At 60.8% G+C, this 17,319-nt stretch carries 16 protein-coding genes; 6 read left to right on the plus strand and 10 right to left on the minus strand.

Going from position 1 to position 17,319, the window contains the following annotated elements:
* Positions 1-17 precede the first annotated feature (17 nt).
* Together ACN0SW_RS04680 and ACN0SW_RS04685 are read left to right on the plus strand one after the other, a co-directional pair.
* Complete coding sequence (locus tag ACN0SW_RS04680; RefSeq protein ID WP_417726749.1) at positions 18-1,184, plus strand: MFS transporter; 1,167 nt, start codon at positions 18-20, stop codon at positions 1,182-1,184.
* A 74-nt stretch (positions 1,185-1,258) separates the two neighbouring features.
* Entirely contained in the window at positions 1,259-2,281 is a 1,023-nt protein-coding gene (locus ACN0SW_RS04685; protein WP_417726750.1) for an aspartate-semialdehyde dehydrogenase, read from the plus strand.
* Positions 2,282-2,346: 65 nt separating this feature from the next.
* Here the strand turns inward: ACN0SW_RS04685 and ACN0SW_RS04690 are convergent, their stop codons facing one another.
* The 3 genes from ACN0SW_RS04690 to ACN0SW_RS04700 all read right to left on the minus strand — a co-directional run bounded on the left by ACN0SW_RS04690 (position 2,347) and on the right by ACN0SW_RS04700 (position 5,077).
* Positions 2,347-2,931 carry a c-type cytochrome gene (locus ACN0SW_RS04690; RefSeq protein WP_417726751.1) on the minus strand — a complete coding sequence of 195 codons (585 nt, stop codon included), beginning with the start codon at positions 2,929-2,931 and terminating at the stop codon, positions 2,347-2,349.
* Positions 2,931-4,187 (minus strand): PQQ-dependent sugar dehydrogenase, encoded by a 1,257-nt coding sequence (locus ACN0SW_RS04695; RefSeq protein WP_417726752.1) that lies wholly within the window; start codon positions 4,185-4,187, stop codon positions 2,931-2,933. The genes ACN0SW_RS04690 and ACN0SW_RS04695 overlap by 1 nt, the downstream gene beginning before the upstream one ends.
* 239 nt (positions 4,188-4,426) lie before the next feature.
* A complete protein-coding gene (locus ACN0SW_RS04700; RefSeq protein WP_417726753.1) occupies positions 4,427-5,077 on the minus strand; it encodes a winged helix-turn-helix transcriptional regulator in 651 nt (216 codons plus the stop codon).
* Positions 5,078-5,175: 98 nt separating this feature from the next.
* Between ACN0SW_RS04700 and ACN0SW_RS04705 the strand changes: the two genes are divergently transcribed.
* Together ACN0SW_RS04705 and ACN0SW_RS04710 are read left to right on the plus strand one after the other, a co-directional pair.
* Positions 5,176-5,901, plus strand: a complete 726-nt coding sequence (locus tag ACN0SW_RS04705; protein ID WP_417726754.1) for a DUF1428 domain-containing protein — start codon at positions 5,176-5,178, stop codon at positions 5,899-5,901.
* Complete coding sequence (locus ACN0SW_RS04710) at positions 5,898-6,566, plus strand: glutathione S-transferase family protein (protein ID WP_417726755.1); 669 nt, start codon at positions 5,898-5,900, stop codon at positions 6,564-6,566. The genes ACN0SW_RS04705 and ACN0SW_RS04710 overlap by 4 nt, the downstream gene beginning before the upstream one ends.
* A 7-nt stretch (positions 6,567-6,573) precedes the next feature.
* Here ACN0SW_RS04710 and ACN0SW_RS04715 read toward each other — a convergent pair whose 3' ends face one another.
* From ACN0SW_RS04715 to ACN0SW_RS04745, 7 genes are all read right to left on the minus strand, one after another.
* Positions 6,574-7,314, minus strand: coding sequence for a 2-keto-4-pentenoate hydratase (locus ACN0SW_RS04715; protein WP_417726756.1), 741 nt, complete (start codon positions 7,312-7,314; stop codon positions 6,574-6,576).
* Positions 7,311-8,513, minus strand: a complete 1,203-nt coding sequence (locus ACN0SW_RS04720) for a CaiB/BaiF CoA transferase family protein (protein ID WP_417726757.1) — start codon at positions 8,511-8,513, stop codon at positions 7,311-7,313. The genes ACN0SW_RS04715 and ACN0SW_RS04720 overlap by 4 nt, the downstream gene beginning before the upstream one ends.
* Complete coding sequence (locus ACN0SW_RS04725; protein WP_417726758.1) at positions 8,510-9,283, minus strand: enoyl-CoA hydratase/isomerase family protein; 774 nt, start codon at positions 9,281-9,283, stop codon at positions 8,510-8,512. The genes ACN0SW_RS04720 and ACN0SW_RS04725 overlap by 4 nt, the downstream gene beginning before the upstream one ends.
* Before the next feature lie 10 nt (positions 9,284-9,293).
* Positions 9,294-10,574, minus strand: coding sequence for a TRAP transporter large permease (locus tag ACN0SW_RS04730; RefSeq protein WP_417726759.1), 1,281 nt, complete (start codon positions 10,572-10,574; stop codon positions 9,294-9,296).
* Entirely contained in the window at positions 10,574-11,128 is a 555-nt protein-coding gene (locus tag ACN0SW_RS04735) for a TRAP transporter small permease (protein ID WP_417726760.1), read from the minus strand. The genes ACN0SW_RS04730 and ACN0SW_RS04735 overlap by 1 nt, the downstream gene beginning before the upstream one ends.
* A gap of 117 nt (positions 11,129-11,245) precedes the next feature.
* Positions 11,246-12,166 (minus strand): TRAP transporter substrate-binding protein, encoded by a 921-nt coding sequence (locus ACN0SW_RS04740; protein ID WP_417726919.1) that lies wholly within the window; start codon positions 12,164-12,166, stop codon positions 11,246-11,248.
* A 187-nt stretch (positions 12,167-12,353) separates the two neighbouring features.
* Positions 12,354-13,538, minus strand: a complete 1,185-nt coding sequence (locus ACN0SW_RS04745) for a pyridoxal-phosphate-dependent aminotransferase family protein (RefSeq protein WP_417726761.1) — start codon at positions 13,536-13,538, stop codon at positions 12,354-12,356.
* A 142-nt stretch (positions 13,539-13,680) separates the two neighbouring features.
* On the opposite strand from ACN0SW_RS04745, the gene ACN0SW_RS04750 reads away from it, so the two are divergent.
* Both ACN0SW_RS04750 and ACN0SW_RS04755 read left to right on the plus strand, forming a co-directional pair.
* Positions 13,681-16,611 carry an FAD-binding and (Fe-S)-binding domain-containing protein gene (locus ACN0SW_RS04750; protein ID WP_417726762.1) on the plus strand — a complete coding sequence of 977 codons (2,931 nt, stop codon included), beginning with the start codon at positions 13,681-13,683 and terminating at the stop codon, positions 16,609-16,611.
* Positions 16,604-17,296, plus strand: coding sequence for a GntR family transcriptional regulator (locus tag ACN0SW_RS04755; RefSeq protein ID WP_417726763.1), 693 nt, complete (start codon positions 16,604-16,606; stop codon positions 17,294-17,296). Before ACN0SW_RS04750 ends, ACN0SW_RS04755 begins: the two co-directional genes overlap by 8 nt.
* Positions 17,297-17,319 lie beyond the last annotated feature (23 nt).

Genomic DNA, 17,319 nt, shown 5'->3' on the forward strand with positions numbered 1-17,319 from the left:
CTCAAGGAATCCCTCCTATGCGCGCTGGTCTGATCCTGCTGTGCCTTGCTTATGTGCTCAGCCAATTCTTTCGCGCCTTTCTGGCGGTTCTGAGCGGTCCTCTGGCACAGGATGTCGGCGCGACGCCGGATGATCTGGCCACGGCCTCGGGTCTGATGTTCGTGACATTCGCGGCGATGCAACTGCCGGTGGGCTGGGCGCTCGACCGGGTGGGGCCGCGCCGCACGGCGGCGGTTTTGTTGCTGCTGGGCGGCGGCGGTGGGGCGGCGCTCTTTGCGGCGGCCACCAGCGCGCTGCATATCAACCTTGCGATGGCGTTGATCGGCGCAGGCTGTTCGCCGGTGCTGATGGCCTCTTATTACATTTTCGCGCGGCAATTCTCGCCCGCGCGGTTTGCAACACTGGCGGCGGTCATGCTGGGGGTCGGATCATTTGGTAATCTGGTGGCCTCTTATCCAATGGCATGGGCGGCGGAAACGATTGGGTGGCGCGCGGCGCTCTGGGGATTGGCGGCCGTCTCGGTTGCGGCAGCTCTTGGTATTCTCGCGCTGGTCCGGGACCCCGAAGCGGTGGGAGGCGATGCGCGCGGCTCGCTCTTTGATCTGCTGCGTATGCCCGCCGTCTGGGCGATTCTGCCCCTGATGTTTGTAGCCTACGCACCGGCCGCCGCGCTGCGCGGGCTGTGGGCAGGCCCCTATCTGCGCGATGTCTTTGGTCTTGAGACCGGACAGGTGGGGCAGGCGACGCTGGTTATGGGGGTGGCGATGATCGCAGGCACCTTTGCCTATGGTCCGCTGGACCGGATTTTTAACTCGCGCAAGTGGGTGATTTTTACCGGAAATGCGATCTGTGCCGTGGCTGTGCTGGCGCTGATGCTCTGGCCGGATCGGAGCCTTGGGCTGTCCATCACCCTGCTCGCGGTCATAGGTCTTGCCGGGTCCACCTTTCCGGTGCTCATAGCGCATGGCAAGGCATTCTTTCCCGCGCATCTGGCGGGGCGGGGTGTGACACTGCTCAACCTGTTTGGAATTGGCGGAGTCGGCGTGGCGCAATTTGCCTCTGGCCCGCTGCACGCCTCAGCCCCGAGCACCTTGGCCGGGTATACCACGATTTTCGCACTTTTCGGCTTTGCCTTGCTGGCGGGTCTGGTGACATATCTCCTTAGCCGCGACAGCATGGATTGAGTGCTGCCCCTTTCACATCCCGGTCAATCGCTGTATGACCCGCACCGCAACCCCCGCTATGGAGGCAGACACACATGGGTTACAAAATCGTCGTCGCAGGTGCCACGGGCAACGTGGGCCGCGAAATGCTGAACATTCTCGCCGAGCGCGAGTTTCCGGTGGATGAGATCGCGGCACTTGCGTCGCGCCGGTCTCTGGGCACCGAGGTCAGCTTTGGCGAGCGAACTCTCAAGACCCAGGATCTGGACACGTTCGATTTCACCGGCTGGGACATCGCACTGTTTGCCATCGGCTCTGACGCGACCAAAATCTATGCGCCCAAAGCCGCCAAGGCTGGCTGCGTGGTGATCGACAACTCGTCGCTCTATCGCTACGATCCCGATGTGCCGCTGGTCGTGCCGGAAGTGAACGCCGAGGCGGTTCTGGGCTATGCCAAAAAGAACATCATCGCCAATCCCAATTGTTCCACTGCGCAAATGGTGGTGGCGCTCAAGCCGCTGCATGACCGCGCACGCATCAAGCGTGTCGTTGTCTCGACCTATCAGTCGGTGTCGGGCGCTGGCAAAGAAGGCATGGACGAGCTCTGGGATCAGACCAAGGCGGTCTACAACCCGACCGATGACAAGCCCGCCAAGAAATTCACCAAGCAGATCGCGTTCAACGTGATCCCGCATATCGACGTCTTCCTTGAGGATGGTCAGACAAAGGAAGAATGGAAAATGGTCGCCGAGACCAAGAAAATTCTCGACCCCAAGATCAAGCTCACCGCGACCTGCGTGCGGGTGCCGGTGTTTGTCGGCCATTCCGAGGCAATCAATATCGAGTTTGAGGATCATCTGGACGAAGCCGAGGCCCGCGACATCCTGCGCGAAGCCCCCGGCATCATGGTGATCGACAAGCGCGAGAACGGCGGATACGTGACGCCGATCGAATGCGTGGGCGATTTTGCCACCTTTATCAGCCGCATCCGTCAGGACCCGACGATTGATAACGGCATCAACCTGTGGTGCGTCAGCGACAACCTGCGCAAGGGTGCGGCGCTGAACGCGGTGCAGATCGCCGAGGTGCTGGGTCAGCGCGTGCTGAAAAAAGGCTAAGCGTCGATCAAGACGAGTTCAACGGGCGCGCCCTGCGGCGCGCCCGTTTGCGTTTCTTCTGACCGTTACTGGACCGGCTCGACCTTGAACCGGACAGACGAATACCATTCCGCCACGGCCCGGATTTCATCGTTCGACATCTCTGCGGCGATACCGCTCATGATGTCATGCTGCCGCTTGCCGGTACGGAATGCCTTGAGTTGGGTGTCGATATACATCACCGTCTCACCCGCAAGGTTTGGCGCATCGTCGATAAGCGCGATCCCATCCGCACCATGGCATGCGGTGCAGGCCTCTGGTGCGTTCTCCGGCGTCTGATTGGGACCAAGGGCGGCAACCGGTGTCTGGCTGCTGTACCACGCCGCCAGATCGGCAATCGCCTGATCCGAGAGGCTGGCCGCGACCACGCTCATCATTTCATGCACGCGACGCCCCTCACGAAAGGCGGTCAGCTGATGCTCGATATAGGCTGGGTTTTCGCCACCGATATGCGGGACGATTGGCATCTTGGCCATGCCTTCGATCCCATGACAGGTGCGGCATTGGCTGGCCAGTTTGCGCCCGGCCTCGGGATTACCTGTTGCCCCCTCTGCCATGGCAATCTGGGCGAGGAAAACCCCGCCCAGACCAAGAACACATGCCTTGAGCATCAATTGCCCTCATACCAGATGCGATAGATCGCGCCGGCAAGATCATCCGAGACCAGAAGCGAGCCGTCGCGCAGCTGCGCCACATCGACAGGACGCCCCAGATATTCGCCATTCTCGTCGATCCAGCCCTCGGCAAACGGTTCCATCGTCGCGGTACCGTCCTCAGCGATATGGGTGACCATCACGCGGGCGCCCACCGGATCAGTGCGGTTCCACGAGCCATGCTGCGCCGAGAAGATGGCGTTCTTATAGTGTGCCGGGAACATCTTGCCGGTGTAGAAGGTCATGCCAAGATCGGCGGCATGGGCCACGGATTCGACCGCGGGCATCACCACCTCGACGGGCACGTCCTCGCCCTTATACTCATTGGTGCGTACCGATCCGCCGCCATACCACGGATGGCCAAAATGCTGACCTGCCTCGGTCTGATGGTTCAACTCGCCGGGGGGGATATCATCGCCCATGCCATCAACCTGATTGTCGGTAAACCACAGTTCACCGGTTGCGGGATGGAAATCCTGCCCGACAGAGTTGCGCACCCCGTAGGTATAAACTTCGCGGCCGGTACCATCGGTGTTCATGCGAATGATCCCACCGATGCCCCATTTGGTGTTGGTCTCGAGGTTTTCTTTCGGGGCGACGTTAAAGGGCTGTCCGAGCGAGATATAAATCTTGCCATCCGGGCCGATGTCACAAACCCGCGCGGTGTGGTTAAAGCTTTCCTGTTCTTCGGGGATCAGATCGCCCTTGGCCACAAGATTGAAGGCCGCCACGTCGGGGCTCTCATAAAAGAACTCTGCGGCGGGGAACAGCAGCACGCGGTTCTGTTCGGCGATGTAGAGAAAGCCATCCTTGGAAAAGCACGGGCCATTGGGGATCGAAAACTGCAGCGACGGCGCGAAATCCTTGACCTCGTCGGCGACGCGGTCCTTGTTGCGGTCGGTGACCGACCAGACCTTGTCTTTGCGGGTGCCGACAAAGGTCACGACGCCTTGTGGACCGACAGCCATGTGGCGCGCATCAGGCACAACCGCGTAAAGGCCGATCTTGAACCCGGGCGGCAGGGTGACACGCTCAAGCGTTTTCTTGATGCCATCGGCATAGGCGCCGCCCTGTTCGATAAAGGTAAAGTCGCTCACACCGGTCGATTGAAAATTCGACAGTTTTTCCAGATTACTCGGCACATTGGCCGCCTGTGCATGGGCAAGGCCCGCGCTGAGCGCCAGTGTGGCAATGGTTGAAAGAAGATGCTTCATGTGGTTCCTCCCGTTTGAAAATCCAGACAGCCTGTTCGCCACGGCGCGGTCGAACCGAGCTGTATCTTAGACCTCTAAAAGCAGACCCAACGCGCTCTCCCCTTCGCGCGGCTCATGCGAATACCGCTTACGTTGCATTCACACATTCAGAACCCTATCGCAGTTTCGCATCGGCACAAGTGCTTGCTGCGCTTTGTGCCTCCGACCAAAGTAGGAGTAGAATTATCCTGACACGGCACTCACGCTGAAAGTTGAAAGAGGTCGACAAACGCCTGTGCGGCATCCACATCGCTCTGCACGGCGATGTCACCTTGGGAGATCATCTGGTGCAGGGGCCTTTTGCCGTATACGGCGGCGGCCAAGGTATTGCCGGTCCCGGACAACACAAACGGTGCGTTGACCTCTATGACCAGACGGGTGTCGAGCACGCCATTCGTCAGTTGCATTTCAAAGGCTTCGCTGCCGAAATCAAACCCGGCCCGTGCATCGAGACCTGCGGCACGGTCACGCCGGAGCATCACACCCATCGAGATCATCAAGGCCGAAGGGCTGATAAAGCGCGACGGGTCATGGCCCGGTATCGTCAGCGCCCAACGGCAGAGTGCCTGCAGAACCGGCAAGAGCGCGCGACCAGGGTTGGTCAGTGCGTAAACACCCAACCGCGTGTCATGGGTCAGCACCCCGGCCTGTTCCATCTGTGTCAAACGTCCGGTCAGCACGCTTGCTGTGATGCCCGGCAGACCCGCGCGGATCATCTGGAACCGTTTGGGTGCGAACATCAGTTCGCGCACGACAAGCAGCGCCCAGCGGTCGCCAATAAGGTTTAGCGCATGCGCCGCGAGACAGCCTTCGTCATAGCGCAACGTGGGGGATTTCGCCTGTTTAGTCATTTTTCATACTTTTAGTAGTTTTTTACTACTACCGTTGGCACAGTATGGATGCAAGAGAGATTCTCTCGCGCGCGAACACGTAGAACAGGAGAGTTAAAATGCCCTATTTCACCGGCTCGGTTGCCGCTGTTCCATCCTCTAACAAGGACGCCTATCTCACTCATGCCGATGCGGTCTGGGAGATGTTCAAATCTTATGGCGCCACCCGCATGATCGAGACCTGGGGTGTGGATGTGCCCCATGGCAAAATCACCGATTTCTATGGCTCAGTCGCTGCAGAGCCCGACGAAGCCATCACATTTTCCTGGATCGAGTGGCCCGACAAGGCAACTGCGGATGCCTCTTGGGAAAAGATGCAGAGCGATCCCGCGATGAAGGAAATGCCGCCAATGCCGTTTGACGGCAGCCGGATGATCTTTGGCGGGTTTGACCCGGTCGTAGAGTGCGGGGCGCACAGTGGCGCGCGTTACTATCAAGGCTTTCTGCTTGCCGTCCCCGAGGCCCATAAGCAAGCCTATATCGACATGGCAAACAAAGCCTGGGACATGTTCCGCAAGGGCGGTGCGCTCGGCATGGTTGAGAACTGGGGCGTGGATGTGCCCAAGGGCAAGAAGACAGATTTCTACCGTGCCACCAAGGCGGAGGACGGCGAGGTGCCGATCTTTAGCTGGATCGCCTGGCCGGACCGTGCCACCTGCGATGCGGCGTCCAAGGCAATGGAAGCCGAGATGGGCACCATGGATATGTCCACGATGCCGTTCGATGGCAAACGCATGATGTGGGCGGGGTTTGAACCCCTTTTCGATTCGGGGAAGGTGGCATGACACTGACACTGATCACCCTTGATTGGGTGCCCGACTTTCCACGCGGCTTTGTGCGTGACCTGCGGGTAAGGTGGGCACTCGAAGAGATTGGCCGCCCTTATCATGTCGAAACGGTGCCGATGCAGCCCAAGAGCGACACGCACCGCGCCATGCAGCCCTTTGGACAGGTGCCAATAATCCGCGACGCAGATTTGACCCTGTTCGAGAGCGGGGCGATCCTGCTCCATCTGGGCGAGGGCACCGCGCTCTTGCCCGAGGCGCGGCGTGCGGAGATCACGCAATGGCTCTTTGCTGCACTGAACACGGTCGAGCTCACAAGTGTCGTATGGGTCAGCAAGGTGCTTGCTGAACGCTGGCCAGAGTTCTTTGGCCCACCATCCGGGGAAGAGAGCAAGGCGTTTGCCCGACAGGCCCTGAAGACCAGACTATCCGAGGTGGAAACGGTACTGGAGGGGCGCGATTGGATCGCAGGCGCGTTCAGTCTGGCCGACATTGCGATGGTCGATACGCTGCGCGTGCTGGCAGGCGAGGGCATGCTGGGTGATATGCCCATTCTGAGCGCCTATGTCGCGCGCGCCGAGGCGCGCCCGGCGTTTGTCAGGGCGATGGCGGATCACATGGCGCATTGGCAGAGGGCTGATGCCACCATGGCCCGCACGGCCTGACAGGGTCTCACACCGGCGTCAGGGCCATGCTGACCGAACCCAACCCGTCGATCAAGCCTGTGGCTGTGGTCGGCGGCGTCATCCACGGCAGCCCATTGAGGGACCCTGTGATCACCACATGGCCCGGCAGCAACCCCCCGCAATGAGTGCCCAAGGCGCGAGCCAGAGCGCAAAGCGTGGCAAAAGCATCACCGCCAGGCACCGATGCGGGGCCATCGAGCAGGATGTCGTCGCCAAGCGTCAGCCGCGCCTGTGCCTGCGTGACGTCGATGCCCTGCCAGTCGCGACAGGGCGCGCCCAGAACCACCGCGCCGTTCAATTGATTGTCGAGCATTTTGAGCGCAGCCGTGGCCCCCTTGGGATCGGCAAGGCGGCTCTGCACCAGCTCAAACGCGGGCAGCAATTCGACCGCCGCGCGCAATTGCACCTCGAAATCCGCCGCGTCTGTGTCCGGCACGGGGGCAATCAGGCGAAAGGCGTATTCGAGTTCGACCCCCACCTCTTCGCCCGCCGCCAGACGGATGCTCGCGGGGCTTTCGTGAATGTCGCGCGCCATGATCGGTGCGATGATAATGGGGGCACCGGGCGGACACGCCACCTTAAAACCGCCCACCGGGCCCAATTGGCCAGCGACCGCAGCCTGCACGGCAAAGACGCGGTCCCTTGTCAGGCCCTCACCTGCTGCCGCAGGCAGTTTTGGCCCACCGTTTCGTGCCGCCAAGAGCTGCGTCACCAAAGGGTCCGTCATGCCGCAATTACCGCACCAGAGGCAATCATCGCCTCGATCTGATCCGTCACATATCCCGCCTCGCGCAATACCTCGCGACTGTGCTGCCCAAGAACAGGAGCCGCGCGGCGGATGCTTGCGGGCGTTTCGCTGAACTTGATCGGATGGCCCAATGTCTTGACCGTGCCCGCCACCGGATGATCCACCTCGACGATCATATCGCGCGCATGTGCCTGTGGGTCCGCCTGCATTTGCAGAATGTCGAGCACTGGTCCCGCGGGCAGCCCGGCCTTTTCCATCCGCTCCAGCCAGACCGCAGAAGTCTCGTGCCGGAGATAGCCATTCAGAATCTCCTCCAGCTCCTGCAAATGCTGCATCCGGTCGTGGTTCGTGGCAAAGCGCGGGTCATCGTTTAACTCGGGTGCGCCGATCACATCAAGAAAGCGCAACCAGTTGCGTTGATTGGCGGCCCCGACGTTGATCCAGCCATCGGCAGTCTGGAACGCCTGATAGGGACCATTGAGCGGATGCGCCGAGCCCATCGGACCCGGGGCCACGCCCGTGGCAAAGGCAATCGCCGATTGCCAATAGGTCTGGGTGATCGCCGCCTCGAACAGCGAGGTGTCAACCTTTTGCCCCTGCCCGGTCTGAAGCATCCGCGCATAAGCCGCAGAGACCCCCATGGCAGCCACAATACCAGCGGTGATGTCCGAAACCGGCGCGCCGGTCTTGACAGGAGGGCGTCCCGGCCCCTCGCCGGTGATCGACATCAGGCCGGACATACCCTGCGCGATGAGGTCAAAGCCGCCACGCTCAGCATACGGACCCGTACGGCCAAAGCCGGAAATTTCGCAGTAGATCAGCCTTGGGTTAATTGCGCGCAAATCGTCATAGCTCAGGCCCAGCCGCTCCATTGTGCCCATGCGGTAATTCTCGATCACCACATCCGCCTCTTCCAGCAGGCGATGCAAGACCTGAACTGCCTCCGGGTCCTTGAGATTGAGCGCGAGCCCCCGCTTGTTGCGGTTCATCATCATGTAGGCGGCGGATTCACCCTCGATCGCGGGCGGCACAAAACGGCGGCTGTCGTCGCCGTCCGGCTTTTCCACCTTGATCACATCCGCGCCCATATCGGCCAGCATCAGGCCACAGACCGGCCCGGCCATGATATGCGCCAGTTCGATCACTTTCATCCCCTCAAGGGGGCCAGTGCTGCTCATGTGCCGCTCCAGTCTGGTTTTTGCTTGGCAAGAAAGGCCTCTATCCCATGTCGGAAATCGCGGCTCATGTAACACAACTCGATCAGGTCGGCATCCGCGACACGGGTGGCCACCGCGACCCGGCGCATCGCCTCCTTGGTGGCGCGCAGGGTGAGGGGGGCCATTTGCGCCAGCGTGTCGGCAAGCTCTTGGGCGCGGGTCATCAGCGCGGCCTCATCCTCCAGAACCTCCGAGATCAGGCCACAGCCCTGCGCCTCTTCTGCGCCGATCAGACGCGCGGTAAAGATCATTTCGCGCACCCTGCCAGCCCCCATCAAAGAGGACAGCCGCGCCAGATTGGCGGCAGCGAGGCAGTTTCCTAGAGTGCGCGCGATGGGAAAGCCGAACTTGAGATTGGTGGCCGCAATGCGGATATCGCAGACCCCGGCAATCGCCGCCCCGCCACCGGTGCACGCGCCGTTTATCGCCGCGACCGTGGGCAGCGGGCAGCGCTCGACCGCCTCTAGCACGCTTTCAATCCGCGCCTCGTAATCGAGCGCATCTTGCGCGCGTTCAAAGGCGCGAAACTGCGTCATGTCGGTGCCCGCCGCAAAGGCCTTGCCGCCCGCGCCGTGGATCACCACGGCACGGAGGCTGCCATCGTTGGGCACCTCGCGGCAAAGTTTGGCCAAGCCTTCGTACATCTCAAAGGTCAGCGCATTGCGCGCCTGTGGCCGATTGAAGGTGATCCAGAGGGTGCGCCCCCGGATCTCTGACAGGATCTCAGTCATCTGCGCCCCCTTAACGGTAGAAATATTCGACAAGAAAGAGCGGCACAGACGGCACATAGGTGCAGAGCAGCAAGACCGCCAAGAGCACCAGAATGAACCAGATATTGACCTTGGACACTTCCCAGATATTTGCCCGCGCCACCGCACAAGAGGTGATCAACACCGAAGCCACCGGCGGCGTCTGTTGGCCAATGGCCAAGTTCAGCGTCACCACCAGCCCGAAATGCACCGGGTCGATGCCAGCAGCAGTGATCAGCGGCATCACGATCGGGATCACCAGAATGATCGCCGCCGCAGAGTGCAGAAAAAACCCGATAACCAGAAAGAAGAAGTTGAGAATAAGCAAGATCGCCCATTGCTGATCGGTGATATTGAGGATGCCTTGGGCCAGTTGCTGCGGAATTTGCGCGCGGGTGAGGAACCCACCCATCAGCACCGAGGCCGCCACAAGCAACATGACGACCGCGGTCTGCATGCCGCCGTCGAGCATGGCGCGGCGCAGATGTCCCAGATCAACCTGTCCGTACCACGCGGACACGACGATTGCCGCAATCACCGCAAGGCCTGCGGCCTCGGTCGCCGTCACATAGCCACCAAAGATGCCCCCCAGAATGATCACCGGAAGAAAGAACGCCGGCAGCGCGTCCATAAACGTCTCGCGCACGCGGGGCATGTTGAACGCTTCTTCCGTCGGCAGATTGTAGCGGCGGGCAAAGACATAGGCCACAAACATCAGCCCCGCCGCCCCCAGCAGACCCGGCACCACGCCCGCAACAAACAACTGCTCGACCGAGGTGTTGGCCGACGCAGCATAGAGGATCATCGGGATCGACGGCGGAATGATGATCGCCAGCGACGCAGAGGACGAGGTGACAGCCGCCGACAGTTCCTTGGAGTAGCCGCGCTTTTTCATCTGTGGAATGAGAATGGACCCCATTGCCGCCACATCCGCCACGGCAGAGCCGGAGATTTCGGCAAAAAACAGCGACACCCCAATGTTGACCATCGCGAGGCCGCCACGAATGAACCCAATCAGCGCCGAAACGAAATTGATAAGCCGGTCGGTGATGCCGCCCGCGTTCATGATCGCGCCTGCCAATACAAACATCGGGATCGCGATCAGCGAGAATTTGGTTGATCCGTCGTACATGTCGAGGGCGATCGTCACGAGACTTCCCGCTCCCTCAGTAACCAAGAGCCCCAAGACCCCCGCCAAGGCAAGGCCGATGGCGATCGGCACATTGATGCAGATCATCGCAACAAGTGCCGCAAAAATACCCAGCATCAGCATCACACGCGCTCCTTGTTCTTTTCGAGTTCGGTCTCGACCTCTTCCTCGATCTCAGCATGTTCCAGAGAAATGCCCTGGGCGGTCTTGGACCAGTAATTGGGCAGGCTCAGCAATTGGCAGATCACAAACAGGACCGCGCCAATCGGGATCACCGATTGTGTCAGTTGCACCGGCACCCATGGCAAAGACGTGAGAGAGTCGCCCTCCAGCACCTCGAGCACCTGAAGCCCGGCACGCGCCATGAGGATAAAGAACAACAGCACCAACCCTTCACCGATCAATACCGCCAGCATCCGATACCTGCCGGGAATCGCGAGCAACACCGTATCAAAGCCGATATGACGCCTGTGCAGCGCGGCGAGGGCAGATCCATAATAGGTGATCCAAGCCAGCGCGATCGCCGCCACCTCGTCATACCAGGAAAAGCTTTGGCCCATGAGGCGGGCGATGACGGCCACGATCACGATCACTGTGAGGCCAACCATCAAGAGAACCGTGATCGTTTCAAGGATGCGACTTGCGATCCGGTTGGTTTGCTGAAGAAGAGCGTTCATTTGGTCCTGCGTTCCGGTGCATCGAACCGGCCCGGCGCGGCGGTGCCGGACACGATCCGCGATGTCATGTCAGGGAAAGGAATGACGGCCCCCAAAGGGGGCCGCCGACGTGTGGGATCAGCTTGACCCGGCAAGTGCGAGAACCGCATCGATCAATGCCTGACCGCCTTCGACCTCTGCCGCAAAAGCGTCGTAGATCGGCGTAGAGGCCGCGATGAACGCATCTTTGTCCGCCTCGTTGACCTCGACACCGGCCTCTTTGATCACATCGAGCAATTCGGTTTCCAGCGCCGCTGCGGTCTCATAGGTAAAGGTCTGGGTCTCTCCGGCGCAGTCCGACAACACGGCCTTTACCTCATCTGACTGGCCATCGAGATGCTTCTTGGATGCCAGAATATACGCAGGCGTATAGACGTGCCCGGTGATTGACAGGTATTTCTGCACTTCCTGGAATTTGGCCGAAGCGATCTGAGCATAGGGATTTTCCTGACCGTCGATCACGCCTGTTTGCAACGCGGTGAACACGTCAGAAAACGCCATCGGGGTCGGGTTCGCGCCATAATGCTGGAACATCTTGACACGCCATTCGCCGTTGGGCGTGCGCAGCTTGATGCCCTGCAGGTCCGCAGGCACATTGACCGGGCGGGTGTTGTTGGTGATGTGGCGGAAGCCGTTTTCGGCCAGACCCACGATGTGATAGCCATTGTTGTTCGCTGCGGTCTGGAACTTGTCCATCATCGCATCCTGAACCCGGCGCATATGATCGCGGTCCTTGATGATATAGGGCATCTCGAACACACCAAAGATCCCGTCAACGGACGACATCACCGAGGAAGGCAGCGCGAAATCAACCTGACCCAGCTTGAGCTTTTGCAAAAGCTCCTTGTCCTTGCCAAGCTGCGACGAGCCAAAGGTCTGCACCTCGACCTTGCCGCCGGACTTTTCAGCGACACAGGCCGCATAATGGTTCGCCGTTGCCTCAAACAGCGAGCCCGGAGCGCCCACATGCCCGAATTTCATCGTCACATCTGCCGCCATCGCGGGCATGGCCACGAACGATCCGACGACGGATGCAATTAAACTCAGTTTCAGTGTCTTTTTCATTGTCTTCCTCCCTTAGTTTTCTCTCTGCGCGGCTTGCGTCGCACGGTGGTCTTCTCTGGTTCCAAACACGCCTTGCATGCTCCGGGCAGGCTCCTCTTTCCTGCCCGGAACATTGATACTCTCAGGCTGCGGCGCGGGCACTGTCGAATTTCTGGCCCAGCACGTCCATCGCCGCCTGCACCCCGCCTGCACGATGCGGCACACCTGCGTCACGCAGCCCCATTTCCACACCGGCCAATGTGCCGATCAGCATGAGGTCGTTGAAATCCCCCAGATGGCCGATACGGAACACCCGATCCGCCACCTTGGACAGACCGTTCCCCAGTGACATATCATAGTTGCGCAAGGTGACCGCCCGGAAATTATCCGCCGAATGTCCCTCGGGCATCATCACGGCTGTCAGGACCGGCGACCGGTCCGAGGCTTTCTTGCAGAGCACCTCTAGCCCCCATGCCTCGACCGCAGCACGGGCCGCCGTGCCATGCCGCTTGTGCCGGGCAAAGACATTGTCGAGCCCTTCTTCGTGCAGCATGTCGATCGCCTCGTTGAGACCGTAGAGCAGGTTGGTCGCGGGCGTGTAGGGGAAATAGCCGGTGTCATTCGGACCGGCCATCTCGGCCCAACTCCAATAGGACCGCTTGAGCCCGGCGGTCTCTGAGATCTTCATCGCCTTGTCGCTGACCGCATTGAACGACAGACCGGGCGGCAGCATCAGACCCTTTTGCGAGCCGGAAACCGTCACATCGACACCCCATTCGTCGTGTTGGAAATCCACCGACGCGAGCGAGGAAATCGTATCGACCATCAAAAGCGCGGGATGGCCGGCGGCGTCCATCGCGCGGCGCACGGCGGCCACATCGGTCACCGACCCGGTCGAGGTCTCGTTGTGGACAACGCAGACGGCCTTGATCTCATGCGCGGTGTCGGCGCGCAGGTGATCCTCAATGGCGGCGGCATCGGCCCCGGCACGCCAGTCGCTGTCGATAAACACCGGATTCAGCCCGAGTTTCTGCGCCAGCTTTTGCCACAGCGTCGCGAAATGGCCTGTCTCGAACATCAGCACCGTGTCACCCGGCGACAGCGTGTTGACCAAGGCCGCCTCCCATGCGCCGGTGCCCGAGGATGGATAGATCACCACCCGTGATTCGGTCTTGAAGATGCTCTTCATCCCCTCAAGCGCCTTGCGCCCGACATCGGCAAAGGCCGGACCGCGGTGGTCCATGGTCGGATAATCCATCGCCCGCAAAACGCGATCAGGCACGTTAGAGGGGCCCGGTATCTGTAAAAAATGGCGGCCAGCGGTCATCGTCGTTCCTCCTAGGACTGCGACCCCGCCCATGCGTCCGGCAAACTTCGAACTCTGGGTAAGGGTGAATTTTGTTGAATTGAATTCTGAATTCAATATTCTGTCAAGACCTAACTCAACCCATCGACCGGATCGGGGGACCATGCTGGACATCACTCTACAACAGCGCCTCAACCGCGAGGTTCAGGGCGAAACCCACTTTGACGCCTTTTCACGCGGGCGCTACGCCACCGACGCCTCGATCTATCAGATCATGCCGGCAGGGGTGATTCTGGCGAAAACGCCGGACGATATTGCCGCCGCATTGCAGGCCGCGACCGACGGCGGTTTGCCGCTGACCATGCGCGGCGGCGGCACCTCGCAATGCGGGCAGACCGTCAATTCCGGGCTGATCGTGGATTGCTCGAAATACCTCAATCGCATTCTGGAACTGGATGTGGAGGGGCAGCGCGCCGTGGTAGAGCCGGGGATCGTGCTCGATGATCTGAACCGCGCGCTCAAACCGCATGGCCTGTGGTTTCCGGTCGATGTCTCGACCGCGTCGCGTGCTACGATTGGCGGCATGGTGGGCAATAATTCCTGCGGCTCGCGGTCACTGCGCTATGGCACGACACGCGACAACGTCACCCGGATCGAGGGATTTCTTGCGGACGGATCCCGTTTCGATTTTGGTCCCGGATCGGGCAATCGCGTGCCCGAACCACTGTTGCGCCAGATGCTCGACCTCGGCGCGCGTGAGGCGGATGAGATCGCCGCGCGTTTCCCGCAGGTGCAGCGACGGGTGGGCGGCTACAATATCGACGCGCTGGTGCCCGGTGCAGCGCCCATCAACCTTGCCCATCTGCTGATCGGGTCAGAGGGAACGCTGGCCACCTCGACCGCGATCGAGATCAAGCTCTCGCCGCTGCCCTCAAAAACCCGCGTATTGGGGGTCTGTCATTTCCCCACGTTCCGCGCCGCGATGGAGGCTGCAAAATCACTGGTGGCACTTGGCCCGACCTCGGTTGAACTGGTGGATAACACCATGATCGACCTTGCCCGTGCGATCCCGCTCTATGCCAAAACACTAGAGCAATTTGTGCGCGGCACCCCTGCCGCAATGTTGCTTGTGGAATTCGCAGACACCCCGCCTGAGAACGAAGAAAACATGCGCCGTCTGGCTGATACCATGTCTGATCTCGGCTATGGGTTTGGCTCTGGTGGCAATCACGAAGGCGGCGTGGTCGAGGTATGGGACATGGCACTTGCCGCGGATATCGGCGAATTGCGCAAGGCCGGGCTCAACATCATGATGTCGATGAAAGAGGCCGGAAAACCCGTGTCCTTTGTCGAGGATTGCGCGGTGCCGCTGGATCATCTGGCGGATTATACCGACCGGCTCACGGAGGTGTTTCACCAGCACGGCACCACCGGGACCTGGTATGCGCATGCCTCTGAGGGATGCCTGCATGTGCGCCCGGTGCTGAACCTCAAGCTGGAACAGGACGTGCGCAAGATGCGCGAGATTGCCGAGGCGGCCTTTGCCATGGTGCGGGAATACAAAGGCTCGCATTCCGGCGAGCATGGCGACGGCATCGTGCGGTCAGAGTTTCACGGGGCGATGTTTGGCCCGCGCATCCTCAGCGCCTTTGAAGAGGTCAAGGCGGCCTTTGATCCCAACGCCCGCCTCAACCCCGGCAAGATCGTGCATGCGCCGAAGATGGATGACCGCAGCCTGATGCGCTATCCACAAGGTTATGATTTTGCCGACCTCAAGACCGGGCATGACTGGTCCGAGTGGACCGGTAAGGGGGCCGGATTTCAGGGCGCGGTCGAGATGTGCAACAACAACGGTGCCTGCCGCAAACTGGCGGGGGGCGCGATGTGCCCCAGTTACCGCGTCACCCGCGACGAACGGAACGTGACACGCGGCCGGGCCAACACGCTGCGGCTCGCGCTCTCGGGCCGTCTGGGCAAGGATGCGCTGTTCTCAGACGAGATGGCCGAAACCATGAAGCTCTGTGTCGGCTGCAAGGCCTGCAAGCGCGAATGCCCGACTGGCGTTGACATGGCAAAGATGAAGACCGAAGTGCTGTATCAACGCGGTCAAAAACTGGGCTATGGCCTGCGCGCCCGCCTGATCGCGGAGATGCCGCGCTATGCACGGGTCGCTGTCGCGTTGCGCGGCCTTATCGCCCTGCGCAACCGCGTGCCCTTTCTCGCGGCATTGGGCGAGCGGATGACCGGGCTCGCCCGCGCACGCTCGCTGCCGCTGTTTCGTGGGGACTATTTCAAGGACGCAGAGGTCAAACGCGCCCGGTCTTCGACCAAGGCGGGCAAGGTCATTCTCTTTACGGATACATTCAATCGCTGGATGGAACCGGAAATCCCCCGCGCCGCCCTGCGCGTGCTGGCACGAGCTGGATACGAGGTGATCACGGCAAATGCACCGGGGCGCCCGCTTTGTTGTGGTCGCACCTACCTTGCGGCAGGCATGATCGACCGCGCGCGCGCCGAGGCACAACGCACGCTCGACGCCCTTATCCCGCACATCCGCGCGGGCACGCCCATCGTCGGACTGGAGCCCTCCTGCCTTCTGACGCTGCGTGATGAGTTCCTGACCCTGCTGCCCGGCGACGAGGCGCGCCTCTTGTCAGAAAACGCCTTTCTCTTTGAGGAATTCATCGCCCGGGAATCCCGCGCCGGCAAACTGAACCTGCCGCTTGCCGATCTGGGTCAGACCGCCCATATCCACGGCCATTGCCATCAAAAGGCGGCTGGCGTGATGGGGGATATGGCACAGGCGCTCGCTCTCATCCCCGGTCTTGACGCGCAGACCATCGAGAGCAGTTGTTGCGGTATGGCAGGGGCGTTTGGCTATCAGGCCGAAACCATCGACGTGTCCCTGAAAATGGGCGAACTATCGCTCTTGCCCGCCGTGCGTGCCGCGGCACCGGATGACCTCTTGATCGCAAATGGCACCTCTTGTCGCCACCAGATTGCCGATGGTGCCAACCGACGTGCGCAGCATATTGCAGAAATCTTCGACAGAGCATCGGGAAATGCTGTAAGAGAAGGCCGCAACGATGGATAACCCTAGCCAAGAGGCCCCGATGACCGCGCTCAAACCCGATTTGATCGGCCGCACAGCCTTGGCTGTCGAGATCACCAACCGGCTGCGTCAGATGATCCTTGAGGGCCTGTTACAGCCCGGCGCAAAGATTAACGAGAAACTGCTGACCGAACAGTTCGGCGTGTCAAGGACGCCGCTGCGCGAGGCGCTCAAGGTTCTGGCCGCCGAAGGCCTTTTGGATCTCATCCCGCATCGCGGCGCGGTCATCACCCGGCAGAGCGAGGCCGAACTGGCCGAGGTGTTTTGTGTGCTGGCCGCTCTTGAGGGGCTGGCGGGCGAACTGGCCACGGCGCAGGCCAGCGACGACACCGTGCAAGAGATCGCAGATATGACCGAGACGCTGCGACGCACCTATGACGAGGCGGATCGCCCCACCTATTTCCGCATCAATCAGGCGATCCACAAGGCAATTTTGGCGGCGGCGAACAATGATACCCTGCTGCGCTCGCATGAATTGCTGGCCTTTCGCGTACAGCGCGCCCGCTATCAGGCCAATCTGACACCGGAACGCTGGCGCGCGGCGGTCGAAGAACACGAAGCCATTCTGGACGCGCTGCGCGCCCGCGATGCAGAGCGCACGGGCAAACTGATGAAAGATCATCTGCTGCGCAAATTCGCCTCGATCAGGGCCAAGGCGCAGGAATAAAGCAGGGTATCGCGAGGCGGGGT

It is taken from the genome of Roseovarius sp., assembly GCF_048262375.1.
Classification (GTDB): Bacteria; Pseudomonadota; Alphaproteobacteria; order Rhodobacterales; family Rhodobacteraceae; genus Roseovarius.

Coding starts and splice junctions, on each gene's coding strand:
- ACN0SW_RS04740 (WP_417726919.1), bottom strand. CDS start 12,166: ATGGCGGCAGATGTGACGATGAAATTCGGGCATGTGGGCGCTCCGGGC.
- ACN0SW_RS04725 (WP_417726758.1), bottom strand. CDS start 9,283: ATGACTGAGATCCTGTCAGAGATCCGGGGGCGCACCCTCTGGATCACC.
- ACN0SW_RS04695 (WP_417726752.1), bottom strand. CDS start 4,187: ATGAAGCATCTTCTTTCAACCATTGCCACACTGGCGCTCAGCGCGGGC.
- ACN0SW_RS04750 (WP_417726762.1), top strand. CDS start 13,681: ATGCTGGACATCACTCTACAACAGCGCCTCAACCGCGAGGTTCAGGGC.
- ACN0SW_RS04700 (WP_417726753.1), bottom strand. CDS start 5,077: ATGACTAAACAGGCGAAATCCCCCACGTTGCGCTATGACGAAGGCTGT.
- ACN0SW_RS04755 (WP_417726763.1), top strand. CDS start 16,604: ATGGATAACCCTAGCCAAGAGGCCCCGATGACCGCGCTCAAACCCGAT.
- ACN0SW_RS04680 (WP_417726749.1), top strand. CDS start 18: ATGCGCGCTGGTCTGATCCTGCTGTGCCTTGCTTATGTGCTCAGCCAA.
- ACN0SW_RS04685 (WP_417726750.1), top strand. CDS start 1,259: ATGGGTTACAAAATCGTCGTCGCAGGTGCCACGGGCAACGTGGGCCGC.
- ACN0SW_RS04715 (WP_417726756.1), bottom strand. CDS start 7,314: ATGACGGACCCTTTGGTGACGCAGCTCTTGGCGGCACGAAACGGTGGG.
- ACN0SW_RS04745 (WP_417726761.1), bottom strand. CDS start 13,538: ATGACCGCTGGCCGCCATTTTTTACAGATACCGGGCCCCTCTAACGTG.
- ACN0SW_RS04710 (WP_417726755.1), top strand. CDS start 5,898: ATGACACTGACACTGATCACCCTTGATTGGGTGCCCGACTTTCCACGC.
- ACN0SW_RS04705 (WP_417726754.1), top strand. CDS start 5,176: ATGCCCTATTTCACCGGCTCGGTTGCCGCTGTTCCATCCTCTAACAAG.
- ACN0SW_RS04735 (WP_417726760.1), bottom strand. CDS start 11,128: ATGAACGCTCTTCTTCAGCAAACCAACCGGATCGCAAGTCGCATCCTT.
- ACN0SW_RS04730 (WP_417726759.1), bottom strand. CDS start 10,574: ATGCTGATGCTGGGTATTTTTGCGGCACTTGTTGCGATGATCTGCATC.
- ACN0SW_RS04720 (WP_417726757.1), bottom strand. CDS start 8,513: ATGAGCAGCACTGGCCCCCTTGAGGGGATGAAAGTGATCGAACTGGCG.
- ACN0SW_RS04690 (WP_417726751.1), bottom strand. CDS start 2,931: ATGCTCAAGGCATGTGTTCTTGGTCTGGGCGGGGTTTTCCTCGCCCAG.